Source organism: Martelella mangrovi, from assembly GCF_040545495.1.
GTDB classification, from domain to species: domain Bacteria; phylum Pseudomonadota; class Alphaproteobacteria; order Rhizobiales; family Rhizobiaceae; genus Martelella; species Martelella mangrovi.
This window is the reverse complement of sequence record NZ_JBEPLY010000013.1, coordinates 15,650-32,556: the sequence shown is the minus strand read 5'-3', so window position 1 is coordinate 32,556 and position 16,907 is coordinate 15,650. Positions and strand designations below refer to the sequence as shown.

General features: G+C 61.7%; 18 protein-coding genes. 6 read left to right on the top strand and 12 right to left on the bottom strand.

Annotated features, from left to right (window positions below):
• Positions 1-69: 69 nt before the first annotated feature.
• The 11 genes from ABID12_RS16500 to ffh all read right to left on the bottom strand — a co-directional run bounded on the left by ABID12_RS16500 (position 70) and on the right by ffh (position 9,435).
• Positions 70-858: a DUF1223 domain-containing protein gene (locus ABID12_RS16500; RefSeq protein WP_354435169.1), complete on the bottom strand. Its 789-nt coding sequence runs from the start codon at positions 856-858 to the stop codon at positions 70-72.
• A 137-nt stretch (positions 859-995) separates the two neighbouring features.
• Complete coding sequence (locus tag ABID12_RS16495) at positions 996-2,075, bottom strand: Gfo/Idh/MocA family oxidoreductase (RefSeq protein WP_354435168.1); 1,080 nt, start codon at positions 2,073-2,075, stop codon at positions 996-998.
• 341 nt (positions 2,076-2,416) lie between these two features.
• Positions 2,417-3,826: a 3-isopropylmalate dehydratase large subunit gene (leuC, locus tag ABID12_RS16490; protein ID WP_354435167.1), complete on the bottom strand. Its 1,410-nt coding sequence runs from the start codon at positions 3,824-3,826 to the stop codon at positions 2,417-2,419.
• 254 nt (positions 3,827-4,080) lie between these two features.
• Positions 4,081-4,302 carry a hypothetical protein gene (locus tag ABID12_RS16485; protein WP_354435166.1) on the bottom strand — a complete coding sequence of 74 codons (222 nt, stop codon included), beginning with the start codon at positions 4,300-4,302 and terminating at the stop codon, positions 4,081-4,083.
• A 175-nt stretch (positions 4,303-4,477) separates the two neighbouring features.
• Entirely contained in the window at positions 4,478-4,939 is a 462-nt protein-coding gene (gene rplS / locus ABID12_RS16480; RefSeq protein ID WP_106308552.1) for a 50S ribosomal protein L19, read from the bottom strand.
• Positions 4,940-5,110: 171 nt separating this feature from the next.
• Complete coding sequence (locus tag ABID12_RS16475; RefSeq protein WP_354435165.1) at positions 5,111-5,671, bottom strand: GNAT family N-acetyltransferase; 561 nt, start codon at positions 5,669-5,671, stop codon at positions 5,111-5,113.
• Positions 5,664-6,362 (bottom strand): tRNA (guanosine(37)-N1)-methyltransferase TrmD, encoded by a 699-nt coding sequence (trmD, locus tag ABID12_RS16470; RefSeq protein WP_354435164.1) that lies wholly within the window; start codon positions 6,360-6,362, stop codon positions 5,664-5,666. The genes ABID12_RS16475 and trmD overlap by 8 nt, the downstream gene beginning before the upstream one ends.
• 5 nt (positions 6,363-6,367) lie before the next feature.
• Positions 6,368-6,934 carry a ribosome maturation factor RimM gene (rimM, locus tag ABID12_RS16465; RefSeq protein ID WP_354435163.1) on the bottom strand — a complete coding sequence of 189 codons (567 nt, stop codon included), beginning with the start codon at positions 6,932-6,934 and terminating at the stop codon, positions 6,368-6,370.
• A 141-nt stretch (positions 6,935-7,075) separates the two neighbouring features.
• Complete coding sequence (gene rpsP / locus ABID12_RS16460) at positions 7,076-7,459, bottom strand: 30S ribosomal protein S16 (protein ID WP_106308540.1); 384 nt, start codon at positions 7,457-7,459, stop codon at positions 7,076-7,078.
• A gap of 123 nt (positions 7,460-7,582) precedes the next feature.
• A complete protein-coding gene (locus ABID12_RS16455) occupies positions 7,583-7,894 on the bottom strand; it encodes a chorismate mutase (protein ID WP_106308537.1) in 312 nt (103 codons plus the stop codon).
• Complete coding sequence (gene ffh / locus ABID12_RS16450; protein WP_354435162.1) at positions 7,891-9,435, bottom strand: signal recognition particle protein; 1,545 nt, start codon at positions 9,433-9,435, stop codon at positions 7,891-7,893. Before ffh ends, ABID12_RS16455 begins: the two co-directional genes overlap by 4 nt.
• A 346-nt stretch (positions 9,436-9,781) precedes the next feature.
• Between ffh and ABID12_RS16445 the strand changes: the two genes are divergently transcribed.
• Positions 9,782-10,804 (top strand): MBL fold metallo-hydrolase, encoded by a 1,023-nt coding sequence (locus ABID12_RS16445; protein WP_354435161.1) that lies wholly within the window; start codon positions 9,782-9,784, stop codon positions 10,802-10,804.
• An 18-nt stretch (positions 10,805-10,822) separates the two neighbouring features.
• On the opposite strand, the gene ABID12_RS16440 is transcribed toward ABID12_RS16445, so the two are convergent.
• A complete protein-coding gene (locus ABID12_RS16440; RefSeq protein WP_106308527.1) occupies positions 10,823-11,722 on the bottom strand; it encodes a DMT family transporter in 900 nt (299 codons plus the stop codon).
• Positions 11,723-12,108: 386 nt separating this feature from the next.
• Between ABID12_RS16440 and dapF the strand changes: the two genes are divergently transcribed.
• The 5 genes from dapF to ftsY all read left to right on the top strand — a co-directional run bounded on the left by dapF (position 12,109) and on the right by ftsY (position 16,891).
• Positions 12,109-12,984 carry a diaminopimelate epimerase gene (gene dapF, locus ABID12_RS16435; protein ID WP_354435160.1) on the top strand — a complete coding sequence of 292 codons (876 nt, stop codon included), beginning with the start codon at positions 12,109-12,111 and terminating at the stop codon, positions 12,982-12,984.
• A gap of 22 nt (positions 12,985-13,006) precedes the next feature.
• Entirely contained in the window at positions 13,007-13,582 is a 576-nt protein-coding gene (locus ABID12_RS16430) for a hypothetical protein (RefSeq protein ID WP_354435159.1), read from the top strand.
• Between the two features lie 10 nt (positions 13,583-13,592).
• On the top strand, positions 13,593-14,105 hold the full coding sequence (locus ABID12_RS16425; protein WP_354435158.1) for a hypothetical protein: 513 nt from the start codon (positions 13,593-13,595) through the stop codon (positions 14,103-14,105).
• Positions 14,106-14,171: 66 nt separating this feature from the next.
• Positions 14,172-15,440 (top strand): tRNA (N(6)-L-threonylcarbamoyladenosine(37)-C(2))-methylthiotransferase MtaB, encoded by a 1,269-nt coding sequence (gene mtaB, locus ABID12_RS16420; RefSeq protein WP_354435157.1) that lies wholly within the window; start codon positions 14,172-14,174, stop codon positions 15,438-15,440.
• Between the two features lie 89 nt (positions 15,441-15,529).
• A complete protein-coding gene (gene ftsY, locus ABID12_RS16415) occupies positions 15,530-16,891 on the top strand; it encodes a signal recognition particle-docking protein FtsY (RefSeq protein WP_354435156.1) in 1,362 nt (453 codons plus the stop codon).
• The last annotated feature ends 16 nt before the right edge of the window (positions 16,892-16,907 follow it).

Here is a 16,907-nt window from a genome sequence, read left to right as displayed (position 1 = left end):
CTTCAGGGAATTTTGCCGTGCAGGAAACGGTTTGAACGCACGCGGTCGCCGCTTTGCGGCGCCGGGCATTCAGGACGGGTGAGCGGTGATCAGGGTTGCGCCGAAGATGGCGCCGGGCTGTCCCTTTTTGCCGGTCGCCTGCAGCAGGATCGCGCAGCCGTCGCTTTCGCGCGGATCAAGTACGCGCGCCGGCAGCGTGATGCGGGCCGGAGCGCCATGCCACATGCCGACGGTCTGAACATCGGTGACGATATTGCGGTAGGTGATTGTCCGGCCCTTGTTCTCGCCGTCCTTGATGGCGACCTTGTCTTCATGCTTGAAATAGACAACGAGCACATCGGCCTTGCCGGTGCCCGCGCCGATATCGATCAGCACCTCGTCGCCGTTCATCGTCGTGGAAACGGGGACATTGAGGCCATCGCCATCGGCGGCAAGGGTTTCGAACGTCTGGTTGAGGTCGGCCACGTCGGTGCCGACCATCTGGGTGCGCCCATTCAGGATCGCCTGTGGCGTGTAGACGCCGCTGCGGCCCATCGCCTCGCCATAGGCATATTGCCGTTCGGTGTTCTGGCGGCTGCTCATCGTGTCGGTCCAGCCGAGATAGTTCCAGTAGTCGACATGGTAGCTGAGAACGACGATGTCACCCTGATCGGCAAGCGCCGCCGCCGCCTTGTCTGCGGGGGGGCAGGAAGAGCAGCCCTGAGAGGTGAAGAGTTCGAGAACGCCGAGCGGATTCCGGATCTCGTCCGCCTGCGCCGTGGACAGGGCAAATGCCGCAAGAAAGGCGGCCGATATGAATGTCTGCTTCAGCACGGCAGCAACTTTCACCAGCTTATAGGGGCTGCGTTGTGTTTTCATCCAACGCCTGAAAAACATGATTGGCAATTTACCCTTTAACGAAATCAACGGGAAGTCACGATGGGGTGAAAAAGAGCCCGTGTCATCACACGAAAATGCGCGGCGACGGTCAGCGGCTGAGCGGCATCCCGCCATCCTCATGCATGCCGGCTCCAGGGTTGTGATGTGGTGGTCACGGCGGACTGTGCGGCTGCGGCTTCATCCATTATCCGGGCCAGATAGCAATCCTGCGCGGTCTCGGCGAAACTGTAGGAAGAAATGCCGCGTTCCACGTAGACGCGCATGTTTTCAAGGCAGGTCGCAACCGCAATTTCATCATCAAACAGATGCGGTCCCGGGAAAGGATTGCGATAGACCCAGCGACCCGCAGCCACGATCCCGGCGTGATGATAGCCCTCGAAATTGACGAAATGGCCCTTGTCCATGCGCTGAAGCTCAGCCGTCATCGGCGTGCGCTCGTCCATCAGGTAGTCGATGCGTTCCGGTGTGATCTCGCCGCATTCGCCGCGAACCGTCACCCTGGGCGCGCGAATGCGGCTGCGGTGCTGGCCATTGGCGAAGTCATAGACGCCGACCTTGTCGCCGAAATCGAATGTGGCGATGGTCTGGGCCGCAGCGATTACCTCATAGCGCTCGGGCTGGTCATAGCGTCCCGGCCCCTTGACCACCGGCAGCGTGACGCGGCTGGCGGTGACCGTGGCGTTTTCGAAACCGATTCCCAGAAGTTTCCGCATCATGCTGATGCTGTGATAGGTCTGCAGGACCGAGACATGGGCATAGTTCGGCGTGCCGATCAGGCCGTCCAAGATCAGGGCCCGCATGGCCGAGAGCACCGGATGCAGGAAATACTGCTCGGCCACCTCGATTTTCGCTCCGGCCGCGACCAGCGCGTTCAGTGCGAGCAATTGATCGTGATCGAAGGCCGCCGTTTCGAGGAGAACCGGGACCTTATGCGCGGCAAGTTCGCCAATCCGGTCGACAATATGCTCCGGACGTATGGAGACGACGGCAAATTCGGGTCGGGTGGCGGCAAGCAGGTCATCAATCGAAGCGAAGACCGGCACGCCCCATTCCTGCTCCAGCGCAGCTTGATCGGCTGCCGGACGGCCGGTAACGATACCGGTGGCGCGAAAATGCGCGGGCAGGGCCTTTGCCACCCTGAGGAAGAATTCAGCCCTCCAGCCGGAACCGATCACTGCAAAAGGTATGGGCGACACCCTGCTTTCCTCCCCGAAATACTGTCTCCGGCATAGACAGTATCCGGTTCGGGTACAAGCCGATATGAAGAAGGCGGCCATCGGCCGCCTCAGTTTGTTGACAAAGCTGCCCCTCACTCCGGGTCATCCTCGGGCTTGACCCGAGGATCCAGGGCCGCACGATGTGTGCTTGCTTTAAACCCTTTCTTATCAGAGGGTTGAGCAGAATGGATGCTCGGATCGCGTCCGAGCATGACACCTGTGGGGACGGCTGAGGGAGGCAACAACCCACACGTCTTCGGGTTTGTCAGCAGTCTGAAGGCGACTATCGGCTGCCTTCTTCAACTGCGCATCAGAGCAGATTATTTCCAGCTGCGGATATCGACGAACCGGCCTTCGATGGCGGCAGCGGCGGCCATGGCGGGGGAGACCAGATGGGTCCGGCCCTTGTAGCCCTGGCGGCCTTCGAAATTGCGGTTCGAGGTCGAGGCGCAGCGTTCTTCCGGCTTCAGCCGGTCATCGTTCATCGCCAGGCACATGGAGCATCCCGGCTCGCGCCATTCGAAACCGGCCTCGATGAAGATCTTGTCGAGGCCCTCGGCTTCCGCCTGTTCCTTCACCAGCCCCGAGCCCGGCACGATCATGGCATTGACCCGGTCAGCGACCTTGCGGCCCTTGGCAACGGCTGCGGCTGCCCGCAGATCCTCGATACGACCATTAGTGCACGAACCGATGAAGACGCGGTCGAGTTCGATATCGGTGATCTTCGTTCCCGGTTCGAGGCCCATATATTTCAGCGCACGCCATTTGGAGGTGCGCTTGGTCTCATCGGGAATATCATCGGGGTTCGGCACTTCACCGGTCACCGCGATCACGTCTTCCGGCGAAGACCCCCAGGAGACGATCGGCGGCAGGTTGGCGGCATCGAGCGTGACCACACGATCATATTCCGCACCCTCGTCGGTCGTCAGCGACTTCCAGTATTCTACCGCCCGGTCCCAGGCCTCGCCCTTCGGCGCGCGCGGGCGTTCCTTGATATAGGCAAAGGTCTTTTCGTCCGGCGCGATCAGGCCGGCGCGGGCGCCACCCTCGATCGTCATGTTGCAGACGGTCATGCGGCCTTCCATGGACAGGTCCCGGATCGCCTCGCCGGCAAATTCGATGACGTGGCCGGTGCCGCCGGCGGTGCCGATCTCGCCGATGATAGCCAGAATGATGTCCTTGGCGGTGACGCCTTCCGGCGCCTTGCCGTCAACGCGCACCAGCATGTTCTTGGCTTTCGACTGGATCAGCGTCTGCGTGGCGAGCACATGCTCGACCTCGGAGGTACCGATACCATGCGCCAGCGCGCCGAAAGCGCCATGAGTGGAGGTGTGGCTGTCGCCGCAGACAATCGTCATGCCCGGCAGCGTAAAGCCCTGCTCGGGACCGACGATGTGGACGATGCCCTGACGCTTGTCCTTCTCGGAATAATATTCGACGCCGAAATCGAGTGCATTCTGGGCAAGGGCTGCCACCTGAATGCGGCTTTCCTCGTTCTTGATGCCGTTGACGCGGTCGGGCGTGGTCGGAACGTTGTGGTCGACCACGGCCAGCGTCTTCAGCGGCGCATGCACCGTGCGACCTGCCAGCCTCAGACCTTCGAAGGCCTGCGGGCTGGTAACTTCGTGGACCAGGTGGCGGTCGATGTAGATGAGACAGGTGCCGTCATCCTGGCTGTCCACCAGATGATCGTCCCAGATCTTGTCATAGATTGTGCGAGCCTTGCTCATGATTTCGTAACCCATTTGTCGAGGAACAGGAAAAAGGCGCGGTTGCCCGCAGCCGGCATTGCTTTTTGAAAAGCATCAGCTAAGTCGGGCGTTGAGCGCGCCGGAAATCATCGCAAAGAAGCGGCTCGGCAGGCGCTTTCTGTCCTGCAGCACGAAAGGCCTTAGGGAAACGGCCGCGCTCTTTCTGTCAATGATCCTCATGGGCCGGTCTTTACCAGCTTTCCGGGGTTTCGGCAATCATTTACGAGAATGGTTCAAAACTGGCTTCGCGCCCGGTCCGTATGCGTTCTGAGAAGCATGAAGAACGGGTCCGGGCCAGTGCGCTGACTGCCGCCGCTGACGGTGTCGGCGATGACATCATCATCGAGCAGAAGACGATCTGCGCCTTTCGCGGTGCCGGCAAGCACAGGTGTGGCAATGGAACCCAGTATCATCGGGTTTCCGGCGCCGGCCACAATGGCGCGGGTTGCATCCATTTTCGCTCCGTCTGACCGCAACCGGCCGAAATGGCGTTTGCGGTTCTGCAATTCATGGGAGCATGGAGATAGGAATCGATTCCGGCTTTTTCTTGTTCGCGGCCGCCTTGGCGTCGGTAAAACGCAAAGAAGCCGCCCGGAGGCGGCTTCTCGAAACAGAATGAAGCGAAAAAACTTATTCGCTCTTGGCTGCTGCGGCAGCTTCCTTCTCGGCCTTGGCAGCAGCGCGGGCGGCTGCAGCCTTTTCGCGGGCTTCGTCGTTCAGACGGCGTGCGCGAACGGAGGTATCCTCGGCGATACGCGCGGACTTGCCGCGACGGTCACGCAGGTAGTAGAGCTTCGCGCGGCGAACCTTACCGCGGCGGATCACTTCAACGCCTTCGACCTGGGGCGAATAAACCGGGAATACACGCTCCACACCTTCGCCGTAGGAAATCTTGCGAACGGTGAAGTTCTCGTGGATGCCGCCGCCGGAGCGGGCAATGCAGACACCTTCGAAGGCCTGCACACGGGTGCGGGTGCCTTCCGTCACGCGGACGTTGACCCGGACCGTGTCGCCGGCTTCAAACGGGGGGAGTTCGCGCTGTCCCTTGATGCGCGCGGTCTCTTCAGCTTCGAGCTGCTCGATGATGTTCATCGGTCTAACCTCTTGATATCTTGCTTTAACGGCCAGAGCGCCCGACAGTCATCCTTTGGACAAAGCCTCCGGATTCGCCTTCATTCCAAGGCAGGAGCGTTACGCGGTTCTTCATTTGGGCAACCGGAAACACCGGTCAGGGCGGGCCTATAGACGTTTTTTTGGCCTTTGTCACCCCTTATTGCGGGGTTTTACGGCCACAAACGCATCGGATTGCGCCCATTCGGTCCGCAACAGCCCCATCATCACGGTGTCCCAGCGCTCATTGTCAAAGCGCGCCGAGGAGCGGCGTGTGCCTTCCTTGGTGAAGCCAAAGGCGAGATAGGCCCGGATTGCCGCGGCATTGTTGTCATAGACATTGAGTTCGACCCGCATGATGCCGGGCTCCCTGAAGGCTTCATCTACGAGAAGGGCAAGCAGCGGCCGGGACAAGCCCTTGCCCCGGAATTCAGGGGCAATGGCGATGCGGCAGAGCCTGGCGGCGCCGTTCAGCCGGTCGAAGACGATCTGGCCATGGCCCGCGACGGTGTCTCCGGTTCTGGCTGTAAAACACACAAGCGCGGGCTTTGAGCCCAGCATGTCGGCGGACCCTTCGCAAAGCTGATCGTAGCTGAAGGGAAAGGCAAGCTGCGTGCCGCCCCAAAGGGCTGTCGTTCTGGCATCGTCAAACCAGCGCGACACAATGTCGAAATGCTCCGCTGCAAACGGCTCGAGCTGCAGTGCCTCACTCATCGTCGCTCTCCTTGCCTGCGACAAGCTCGGGCCGGCGTGCGGCCGTCAGCCGAAGTGCCTGTTCGTGACGCCATTTGTCGATGACCGCATGATTGCCGGATGTCAGCACGTCGGGGATCGTTTCCCCTTCCCATTCGGCGGGGCGGGTATAATGCGGATGTTCCAGAAGCCCGTTTTCGAAGCTCTCATGCGTGCCGGAAAGCGCATTGCCCATCACGCCCGGCAGAACCCGGATGACCGCATCGAGCAGCACCAGCGCGGCAGGCTCGCCGCCGGAGAGGATATAGTCGCCGATGGAAACCTCTTCGAGGCCGCGCCGGTCGATCACGCGCTGGTCGACGCCCTCGAAACGTCCGCAGACGATCACGGCGCCCGGGCCTTCGGCCAGTTCGCGCACGCGCGCCTGTGTGAGCGGTTTTCCCCGCGGGCTCATCAACAGGCGCGGCCGGTCGTCGCCGGCGCTGACGGCATCGATGGCCCGGCCCAGAATATCGGCGCGCAAGACCATGCCCGCGCCACCGCCGGCCGGCGTGTCATCGACGCTGCGGTGCCGGTCCTCGGCAAAGTCGCGAATGTTGACGGCATCCAGCGACCATTGCCCGCGTTCGGCCGCCCGGCCGGCAAGCGACGTACCAAGATGGCCGGGAAACATCTCCGGATAAAGGGTGAGGACGGTCGCCTTGAAGGACATTGCGGTTACCGGCCGTCGGGATCGGGAAAGTCCGGGGTGTCATCGTCGCCGTCATCGATCAGACCGGCAGCCACCGGATCGATCAGCACCCGACGGTCGGTGAAATCGATTTCCAGCACGGCGCTCTCGTTGAAGGGGATCAGCACCGGGCGGCGGCCCGGACCTTTCAGCTCGAGCAGGTCGCCGGCGCCGAAATCGAAGATCGCGCTGATGGCGCCGTAGCTGTTGCCTGCGTCGTCGAAAACATCGAGGCCTTCAAGATCGGCGTAGAAATACTCATCGTCATCAAGCTCGTCATCCGGCAGATTGTCACGCTCGATATAGAGATTGAGGCCGCGCAGCGCTTCTGCAGCGGTGCGGTCGTTGACCCCGCGAAAGCGGATGACGATCATGTTGTTCTTGCCGGGGCGCGTTTCGAGAATCTCGAACATACGCCCGTCCTCGGCATGCAGATTGCCGTAATCGCCGACCGTCAGCGGGTTTGCGGTAAAGCAGCGCACGCGCACATCGCCACGCAGGCCCTGCGCCGCGCCAATGGTTGCCATCAATACCGGATCTTTGAGCTTCGCCATCGTCATTCTTCCCTGCCATCAATGGCTATCTATGCTCTTTTGGCGCAAAGGAAAAGGCCGGACGCATGCGCCCGGCCCTTAATCAATGCCCCAAGAGCGTGCCCTGCACCGGAAGCGGCAGGCCGCCTGCGGGCGTGAAGCTTATTCCGAAGCTTCGGCAGCGGCTTCTGCGGCAGCGGCTGCTGCTTCTTCAGCCTTCTGCTTCTTTTCGGCAACGCGCTCTTCGGCCTTCTTGCCGGGCTTGGCCTTGTTCGGGTTGTTGCGAGCCTTGCGCTCGGCAATGCCGGCTTCGGCGAGGAAGCGCAGAACACGGTCGGTCGGCTGGGCGCCGGTGCCGAGCCAGTACTTCACGCGCTCTTCGTCGAACACGACGCGCTCTTCCGAATCCTTCGGCAGCATCGGGTTCCAGTGGCCGAGCTTCTCGATGAAGCGGCCATCACGCGGGGAGCGCTCGTCGGCAGCGACGATGTGGTAGTAGGGGCGCTTCTTGGAACCGCCACGGGCGAGACGAATCTTGATTGCCATTCTGTTTTCTCCTTAAAGGCATTTCTTTGGGCCTGAGCCCATTCGTTTCCTTGACCCCGTCTTCTGCGATCAGCGAAAGCCGACACTGGAATGACAGGGCATTTTCGATGGCCGATAACCGGCCTATTTCTCTGCACCACCGTGTTCGGCGGCGATCTGCTCATGATGCCGGATGACTTCCTTGATGATGAAATTCAGGAAAGTTTCGGCAAAATCGGGGTCGAGATCGGCGTTTTTCGCCAATGTTCTCAACCGCGAAATCTGCTGTTCCTCACGCGCCGGATCGGCCGGCGGCAGGTCGTGTTTGGCCTTCAGGTGCCCGACTGCCTTGGTGCAGCGGAACCGTTCGGCGAGAATGTGCACCAGTGCGGCATCGAGGTTGTCGATCGACTGGCGATACTGGGCAAGCTGTTCCTTGATTTCAGCGTCCGTCACTTCTTCTTCCCCTTGCCAAAGCCGCCGCCCAGACCGGGAAGCTTCGGGCCGCCGAGGCCGGGAAGTTCGCCAGGCGGCATGCCGCCCGGACCGCCGAGACCGCCGGCCTGCTTCTGCAATTCGGCCAGCTGGTTGGCGTCGAGCTTGGAAAGGTCGGGCATGCCGCCGCCCATTCCGCCCATGCCGCCCGGCATGCCGCCGCCGCCCATCATGTTCATCATCTGCTTCATCTTGCCTTTGCCCTTGCCGCCCATGGCTTTCATCATGTCGGACATCTGGCGGTGCATCTTCAGAAGCTTGTTGATATCGGCGGCCGAGGTGCCGGAACCTGCGGCAATGCGCTTCTTGCGCGAATTTTTGAGAACGTCGGGATGTGCGCGTTCATACTTCGTCATCGAGGAGATGATGGCGAGCTGGCGGTTGAAGACGCTGTCGTCCATGCCGGCGGCGGCCATCTTGTCCTTCATGCCGCCCATGCCCGGCATCAGGCCCATAATGCCGCCCATGCCGCCCATGTTCTGCATCTGCTTCAATTGTTCGGCCATGTCGTTGAGGTCGAACTTGCCCTTGGCCATCTTCTGGGCCATGGCCTGGGCTTTTTCGGCGTCGATGGTCTCGGCGGCCTTTTCCACCAGCGAGACGATATCGCCCATGCCGAGAATACGGTCGGCGATGCGCTTGGGATGGAATTCTTCCAGCGCATCCATCTTTTCGCCGGTACCGATCAGCTTGATCGGCTTGCCGGTGACCGCGCGCATGGAAAGGGCAGCACCGCCGCGCCCGTCACCATCCATACGGGTCAGAACCAGGCCGGTAATACCGACGCGCTGGTCGAAGTTGCGGGCGAGATTGACGGCGTCCTGACCGGTCAGACTATCGGCCACCAGCAGGATTTCGTGCGGATTGGCCTGCTTGCGGATGTCGGACATCTCGACCATCAGCGGCTCGTCGATATGGGTGCGGCCGGCGGTATCGAGGATGACGACGTCGTGGCCGCCGAGCTTGGCCGCCTGTACCGCGCGCTTGGCGATGGCGACCGGGTCCTGGCCCTTGATCACCGGCAGCGTGTCGACCGAGGTCTGCTCGCCGATCTGCTTCAGCTGCTCCTGGGCGGCCGGACGACGGGTGTCGAGCGAGGCCATCAGCACTTTTCTGCGGTCGCGATTGGTCATCCGCGCCGCGATCTTGCCGGTGGTCGTCGTCTTGCCGGAACCCTGCAGGCCGACCATCATGATGACGACCGGTGCGGGCGCGTTGAGATCAAGCGTGACGCCCTCGGAGCCGAGCATCTCGACCAGTTCGTCATGGACGATCTTGACGACCATCTGGCCGGGCTTGATCGACTTCAGCACTTCCGCGCCGACGGCCTTTTCCCGCACGCGGGCGGTGAAGTCGCGCACCACCTCCAGCGCGACGTCGGCTTCCAGAAGCGCCCGGCGCACTTCGCGCAGCGCAGCCGTCACGTCGGCTTCCGAAAGCGAGCCGCGGCCGGTCAGTCCCTTGAGGACGGAACCAAGGCGGTCCTGGAGGTTTTCAAACATAGCCCAATCCCTTTTCGTTTCGCACACGTCGAAACGTTGGCACCTCTGCCGGCAAATGCAAGACGCAAAGCAAAATTCCATCCGAGGGCGCATCGCGCTGTCGGATGTTGACCTCCGGGCTCTCTTTATACCTTTTCGGGCCCCGGTCGGTGGCTGAACGTCTTCACTGTCAGCAGATTTGTCGGCGATAAACCCCAAGATTGCGGCAAAGTCAAGCCATGGCAGGCGCTTTTGCGCATTTCGGGCCGTGGAACTTTTTCGCCGCTACCGCATATATATCCCGGTAGGCCGGTCGCGACAATCAGTGATGGCCAATAACACCCGGATCAACCGAAAGGACCCTTTCATGATCCCCACGCGCATGCGGCTGCACAAGAAGAACCGCTATTATGCGGGTCCGGAAAGCGACCATTTCGACGGCACATTGTTCTTCAATCCCGATGGCATGAACCCGCCGGGCCTTGCGGAAGTCGCCAAATGGCAATTCGCGCACAAGCGCACGCCCTGGCCCAAACAGGTGGAATGCCGCTTTGCGCCGCACAGGCCGGACGCGCTTGTCGAGGGCAACGACATGCGGGTGACGATGATCGGCCATGCCAGCCTGCTGATCCAGGTTGCCGGCGTCAATATTCTGACCGATCCGGTGTTTTCCGAACGTGTGAGCCCATTCAATTCGCTGGGCCCGAAACGGGTCTGCCCGCCCGGCATTGCCTTTGAGGACCTGCCGAAGATCGATTTGGTGCTGGTCACCCATAACCACTACGACCATCTGAGCCAGACCTGCCTGAAGCGGCTGCAGGCCGAACATGCACCCCGGATCGTCACCCCGCTCGGCAATGACACGGTGATCCGCCGGAAAGTGCCGGATGCCATGATAACCGTGCTCGACTGGGGCCATCAGGCGCAACTGCCCGGCGGCGTGCGGGTCTTTGCAGAGCCCTGCCACCACTGGTCGGCGCGCGGCGTGATGGACCGGCGCATGGCGCTGTGGGCCGCCTTCGTGCTCGAAACCCCGGCCGGGCGGATCTATCACATCGGCGATACCGGTTTTCACGAAGGCCGGAACTACCGTGCCGCCGCGGAAAAATATGGCAGCTTCCGCCTCGCCAACCTGCCGATCGGCGCCTATGAGCCGCGCTTCTTCATGAAAAACGAGCATCAGGACCCGGTCGAAGCCGTGAAGGGGTTTGAACTTTGCAATGCGGCCTATGCCGCCGGCCACCATTTCGGCACCTTCCAGCTGACCGATGAGGGACGGGACGATCCGGTGAAGCTCCTCAAGGCGGCGCTTGCCGATGCCGGTATTGACGAAGAGCGCTTTCGCCCGCTTGAACCGGGCGAAGCCTTCGATGTGCCTGAAACCGGCTGAGGGGCGCTGTGGCCAGCTCTATCTTCCGGCCAGCGCTGCCTCGGTCGAAGACGCTCCCTGGCGCTGTTTCAGCACATGTTCGCGCCAGATGGTGAACACCCCCGCGCCGACGACGATCAGCGCGCCGACGACCATATGCACGGTCAGTTGCTCCTTGAACAGCAGCACGCCGAAAAGCGAGCCGTAGACAAGCTGCAGATAGGTGATGGTCTGCACGGTGACGGCTTCCGTGACGGCAAGGGCGCGAATCAGCAGGTAGTGCCCGGAAATGCCGGTGGCGCAAAGCGCGATCAGCCAGCCCCAGTCTGCCAGCGGCACATCCTCCCAGAAGAACGGGCCGATAAGGCTGGTCAGCACCATGCCGACAACGCCGGTGTAAAACAGGCTGACTTCGGGCGAATCGTAACGTCCGGCAAGCCGGGTGAAGAGCGAATAGAGCGCGAATGTGAAGCAGCAGCCGACCGGCACCAGCGTCACCAGCGTAAATTCCTCGCCGAAAGGATCGATGACGATCAGCACGCCGCACAGGCCGATGACGATGGCGACCCAGCGACGCCATCCAACGCGTTCGCCGAGAAGCGGCACCGACAACAGCGCCACCACAAGCGGGGCCGACATGAAAATCGCCTGGCTCTGGGCAAGGCCGACAAGGGCAAAGGAGATGATCGAAATCAGGATCTGCGCCACCAGCAGGAAGGAGCGCCAGATCTGCAGGGTGGGATGCTCGGTCGCCACCGCCTTGCGAAAGCCGCCGGGCATTCTTGCCGCCAGAAGGATCACGAACACGCCGAAGGCCCAGTAGCGCACCATTGCAATGAAAAGCGGAGAGTATAGCGGGCCGAGATGGCGGGTGATCGCATCCTGAATGGCGAAGATCGAGATCGCGCCGAAGGCGAGAACAACACCGGACGCCTTCATGCCGCCGCTCCGTTGCACGACAGGCAAGGAGCCGAAAGGGCGGCGCGCCGGCAAACCGGCAATTCGGTCACCTGCGCAGCAAAAAGAGGAACTAACATCGTTTCAGAACTTTCGAGAAGGTACGGTCCGGTCAGAGGCGGCCGGGCCATTACGGGCAGCAGACTGTTTCAGGAACGCACAGGCGGCCGAAACGTTCACTGCCGGCAGACAGGATTATCCCGACATTACACACGATCAGCACCGACGCAAAGGTCGCGTAGGGCCCGAGGCGTTCCGTTCTCGCTTTTCGGCGTCATTTTTCGCTATCGTTCCGGCCGGCACTGGTGACGCCGCATGGTTTTGCCCATATAAGGCCGCTTGAAGGACTGGTGATGGAGCCTTGTGGCATGGCGGACAGTGACAGCATGGTGCGCATGGAGCGCATGAACGGACTTGGCAACAAGATCCTCGTCATCGATATGCGCGGGCGCGCCGGCAAGGTGACCCCGCAAGCCGCGATCCGTCTCGACGCCCACCCCGACACCGAATTCGACCAGATCATGGCGCTTTACGATCCCCGCGATGATGCGCCGGACGGCTGGATCGATATTCTCAATTCCGACGGCTCGATGGCGCAGGCCTGCGGTAACGGCACGCGCTGCGTGGTCGATTATCTGTCGCGCGAAACCGACAAGCGCCGCTTTTCCTTCCGCACCATTGCCGGCGCGCTGTTCGCCGAGCGGTTGTCGGATACGCTGATCTCCGTCGATATGGGCGCGCCGATCTTCGAATGGGAGAAGATTCCGCTCGCAGGCACCGCCGCCGACACCACCCACATTGCCCTGCCGGAGCCGCATGAGGCCGACCCGGCGCTGCAGCGGTTTTCGGCCGCGTCCATGGGCAATCCGCATGCCGTCTTCTTCGTGCCGCGCGATGTCGACAGCTACGATATTCTCGCCTTCGGTCCGCGTTACGAGCGCCATCCGCTGTTTCCCGAGCGCGCCAATATTTCGCTTGCCCAGGTCACGTCGCCGTCCTCGCTGTCGCTGAAGACCTTCGAGCGCGGTGCCGGGCTGACGCTCGCCTGCGGCTCGGCCGCCTGTGCCGCCGCCGTCTCTGCCGCCCGCACCGGCCGCACCGGCCGCAAGGTCACCGTCTATCTGCCGGCCGGCGCGCTGGAGATCGACTGGCGCGAAGACGACGACCACGTGATCATGACCGGGCCTGCGGAACATGAATGGTCCGGCCGGGTTGATCCGGTTACGGGGGAATGGGAACGATGAAACCGTGCCACGGGAAAGCGTCTTGCGCGGCACTTTCTGGCTGTGTTTTGACCTTTGCAGGGAGAAACCAGTGACATCGTCACCGCAAAGCGAAGGTTTGAGCCGAAAGGGCTGGTGGCAGCGCCGGGTCGTGACACCTGCCTGCCGTTTTTATGCCGATCCGCCCGATGCCCTGAACGCGTTTTTCTGGATCAATTTCGTCCTGCCGGCCGGCTTTTACCTTCTGGTGTCGGGTACATTGTCGTCCGTCGGTTTTTTTGTGCATACCTTTTTTGTGCAGCCCTACGGGGCGATCGGGCCGGTTGTCATTGCCACGGTCGTCAACCTGATACTCAAGCTGCTGTTGTTTGTCGGGATTCAGGGCGGCAATCTTTATGCTGCAAGGCATTTCAGCAATTATCGCACGCTGTTTATCGCAATCTTCGTGCTGAATTTCATTGCTCTTCCCACCCGGGCGCCGGCTTTCATTCCTGCGCTTTTCAGCATCGTGCCGGTATGGTCCAACCTTTTGCATGATGGGCTTTTCCTGGCGCGGACCGGCGCGTTTTCCCCTGTGTCCCTGCTGGTGATGGCATTGACCGGCGGGCCGGTTTTGTGAGGCGATGATTTTGGCAAGTCCTGCGGAACGTCTTGGTGAAGCATTGCAACGGCGCTATCGTCGGTTCCGTGGCGATCACGCCACGCTGGCCGATGCCCTTGTCGCGGCATTGCACATGCGCGATCCGGCCCTGAAGGCGTTTTTCTGGATCAATTTCATCCTGCCGGCGGTCTATGTGTTCTATATCAGCCGGCTTGGTTTATGGAGCCAGACCGCCGTCATCGCGCCGTTCAGACAGGGGCTCGCAGATGGCACGTTTACGTTTGCCGAGCTTTACGCCGATCCCGCACGCGCTTTCATGATCTCCTGGTTTCCGCTGGAGCTGATGCTGCTGTCATTTCTTGTTCTGCTGGTCCTCAATCTGCGCTGCATGAAGCTGTTTCCCGATCGCAAACGGCTGTTCCGACTTGTCCTTGCGGGCAATTTTCTGGCGCCCCTTGTTGGCAGTATCGGCGTTCTCCCGGTGTTGCCGCGCCTTCCCTTCGACCTTGCCACATATGCCGTTCACATCTGGCCTCTGTAACATCAGGGTCTTTCAATTTACGGCCGGTTGCGCCATATAGCGGGCAACCGGACAAGACGACCAGCGATGACCATCAAGACCCTGACATTCGGCTGCAGGCTGAACACCTATGAGAGCGAAGTCATGCTCAAGGCCGCTGAGGAAGCGGGGCTTGGCGATGCCGTTCTGGTGAACACCTGTGCGGTCACCGGCGAGGCCGTGCGCCAGGCCAGACAGGCGATCCGCAGGGCACGGCGCGAAAACCCCGATGCCCGCATTGTCGTTACCGGCTGCGCGGCGCAGACGGAGCGGCAGACCTTCGCCAATATGGCCGAAGTCGATGCGGTCTTGGGCAATGCCGAAAAGCTGGAAACGGAGAGCTACCGGGCCTTGCCGGATTTCGGCGTTTCGGCGGAAGAAAAGCTGATCGTCAACGACATCATGAGCGTCACCGAAACCGCGCCGCAGATGGTCGAAAGCATTGACGGCCATGTGCGCGCGTTCTTGCAGGTGCAGAACGGCTGCGACCACCGCTGCACCTTCTGCATCATTCCCTATGGCCGCGGCAATTCCCGTTCCGTGCCGATGGGGGCTGTGGTCGAACAGGCCCGCACGCTTGCGGCAAGGGGCTATCGCGAGATGGTGCTGACCGGGGTCGACGCCACATCCTATGGCGCGGACCTTCCCGGCGAGCCGACCCTCGGGCTTCTGGCAAAGACGCTTTTGAAACACGTGCCGGAGATTGCACGCCTCAGACTGTCCTCCATCGACAGTATCGAGGTCGACCGCCATCTCCTCGATCTTCTGGCCGACGAGCCGCGTTTCATGCCGCATCTGCATCTCTCGCTCCAGCACGGCGACAACCTGATCCTGAAGCGGATGAAGCGGCGGCATCTGCGCGATGATGCGCTCGCCTTCATCCGGCAGGCCCGCGCCCTTCGCCCCGGGATCGCCTTCGGCGCCGATTTCATCGCCGGTTTTCCGACCGAAACGGACGCGCATTTTGAAAACTTGGTGCGCTTTGCCGAGGAAGCGGATATCGCCCGGCTGCATGTCTTTCCCTATAGCCCGCGTCCCGGTACTCCGGCAGCGCGCATGCCGCAGCTCGACCGGGCCGTGGTGAAGGCGCGGGCAAAACGTCTGCGCGAAACCGGCGAGACACTCAGAATACGCCATCTCGACCGGATGGTCGGCACCACCCAGACCGTGCTGACGGAACGCGGCGAAAACGGCCATGCGGAAAATTTCGCACCCGTGGCGACGCCGGGGCTTGAGCCCGGCCTTTTCGTCACCGCCCGCATTACCGGTCACGACGGTTCCCGGCTTGAGGCGGAATTTGCGGGACACGCTGTCTGATATCCGATCTTCGACGTCTGGCGCGTTGACAAGGCGCGGTGACGCACGGGATAAAGAACCGCAAACGGCAAGAACAGGAAATTATTCCCATGGCCCTCGGCTTCATGAAAAACGTCTTCACCTTCGGCAAAAAGGACGCGCCGAAGGATGAGCAGACCGTCCTGCCGGAAGACGAGACCGAGGCGCCCGAAGCCGCAACGTCGGAACCGGAAGCGCCTGCCGAAACCGTCACCGAGGTCGAAAGCGCGGACCCGTGGGACGATGATAGCATTGTCGGCGGTGTTGTCGGCCCATCGCAGAGTGAACCGGAAGAGCCCGCGACCCTGGAAGAGCCTGCCGCCGAAACCCCGGCAGCGCCCGAGGCCCCGCCCGCGGTTGAGGAGCCTGCGGTGGACGAACCTGCTGCCGAAACGCTGCCGGAAGCGGAACAACAACCTGACCCTGCCGCACCGAAAAATCGGGGCTTCGAGATCACCAGCGGTGCAAAGCCGGAAGCGGTACCGTCGCAGCCGGCCAAACGGCTCTCCTGGTTCCAGCGGCTGAAGGCCGGGCTGTTTCGCACCTCGCAGCAGCTTTCCGGCCAGATCGCAGCCCTGTTCACCAAGCGCAAGCTCGACGAGGAAGCGCTGGAAGAACTGGAAGACCTGCTGATCCAGGCCGATCTCGGCGTTGAAACCGCCATGCGCATCACCGATACGCTGTCTTCGGAACGTTATGGCCGCGATGTGACCGGCACGGATGTCTCCCGGATCATGGCAGGCGAGATCACCAAGGTGCTGGGCCCTGTGGCAAAGCCGCTGGCGCTCGATCTTTCGAAAAAGCCGCATGTCATTCTGGTGGTCGGCGTCAACGGTACCGGCAAGACCACCACCATCGGCAAGCTTGCCGCCAAGCTGACGGGCGCGGGCCTGAAGGTGACGCTGGGGGCAGGCGACACGTTCCGCGCTGCTGCCATCGAACAGCTGAAGATCTGGGCCGACCGCACCGGCGCCGATTTCGTCGGCACGAAACTGGGGGCAGATGCCGCCGGCCTTGCCTATGACGCCTTCAAGCGCGGTCAGGAAAACGGCTCCGACGTCGTCATCATCGACACGGCGGGCCGGTTGCAGAACAAGGCCGAACTGATGGACGAGCTGGCCAAGATCGTTCGCGTGCTCGGCAAGCTCGATCCCGACGCGCCGCATACCGTGTTGCAGACACTCGATGCCACCACCGGCCAGAATGCCATGAACCAGGTGGAAATCTTCCGCAATATCGCCGGCGTTTCCGGCCTTGTGATGACCAAGCTCGACGGCACGGCGCGCGGCGGCATTCTGGTGGCGATTGCCGCCAAACACAAATTGCCGGTCTATTTCATCGGCGTCGGCGAGGGGATCGACGATCTCGAACCGTTCGAGGCGGAAGAATTTGCCCAGGCGATTGCCGGAACCACGGAAGAAGAAGAGGCCTGAAGGGCGGTTGCGCCCG

Excerpts from the sequence above, each read along its gene's own strand:
- rplS (WP_106308552.1), bottom strand. The coding sequence starts at position 4,939 with ATGAACATCATCGAGCAGCTCGAAGCTGAAGAGACCGCGCGCATCAAG.
- leuC (WP_354435167.1), bottom strand. The coding sequence starts at position 3,826 with ATGAGCAAGGCTCGCACAATCTATGACAAGATCTGGGACGATCATCTG.
- ABID12_RS16445 (WP_354435161.1), top strand. The coding sequence starts at position 9,782 with ATGATCCCCACGCGCATGCGGCTGCACAAGAAGAACCGCTATTATGCG.
- rimM (WP_354435163.1), bottom strand. The coding sequence starts at position 6,934 with ATGGCGAAGCTCAAAGATCCGGTATTGATGGCAACCATTGGCGCGGCG.
- rpsP (WP_106308540.1), bottom strand. The coding sequence starts at position 7,459 with ATGGCAATCAAGATTCGTCTCGCCCGTGGCGGTTCCAAGAAGCGCCCC.
- trmD (WP_354435164.1), bottom strand. The coding sequence starts at position 6,362 with ATGTCCTTCAAGGCGACCGTCCTCACCCTTTATCCGGAGATGTTTCCC.
- ABID12_RS16500 (WP_354435169.1), bottom strand. The coding sequence starts at position 858 with ATGAAAACACAACGCAGCCCCTATAAGCTGGTGAAAGTTGCTGCCGTG.
- ABID12_RS16475 (WP_354435165.1), bottom strand. The coding sequence starts at position 5,671 with ATGAGTGAGGCACTGCAGCTCGAGCCGTTTGCAGCGGAGCATTTCGAC.
- dapF (WP_354435160.1), top strand. The coding sequence starts at position 12,109 with ATGGCGGACAGTGACAGCATGGTGCGCATGGAGCGCATGAACGGACTT.
- ffh (WP_354435162.1), bottom strand. The coding sequence starts at position 9,435 with ATGTTTGAAAACCTCCAGGACCGCCTTGGTTCCGTCCTCAAGGGACTG.
- ABID12_RS16485 (WP_354435166.1), bottom strand. The coding sequence starts at position 4,302 with ATGGATGCAACCCGCGCCATTGTGGCCGGCGCCGGAAACCCGATGATA.
- mtaB (WP_354435157.1), top strand. The coding sequence starts at position 14,172 with ATGACCATCAAGACCCTGACATTCGGCTGCAGGCTGAACACCTATGAG.
- ftsY (WP_354435156.1), top strand. The coding sequence starts at position 15,530 with ATGGCCCTCGGCTTCATGAAAAACGTCTTCACCTTCGGCAAAAAGGAC.
- ABID12_RS16440 (WP_106308527.1), bottom strand. The coding sequence starts at position 11,722 with ATGAAGGCGTCCGGTGTTGTTCTCGCCTTCGGCGCGATCTCGATCTTC.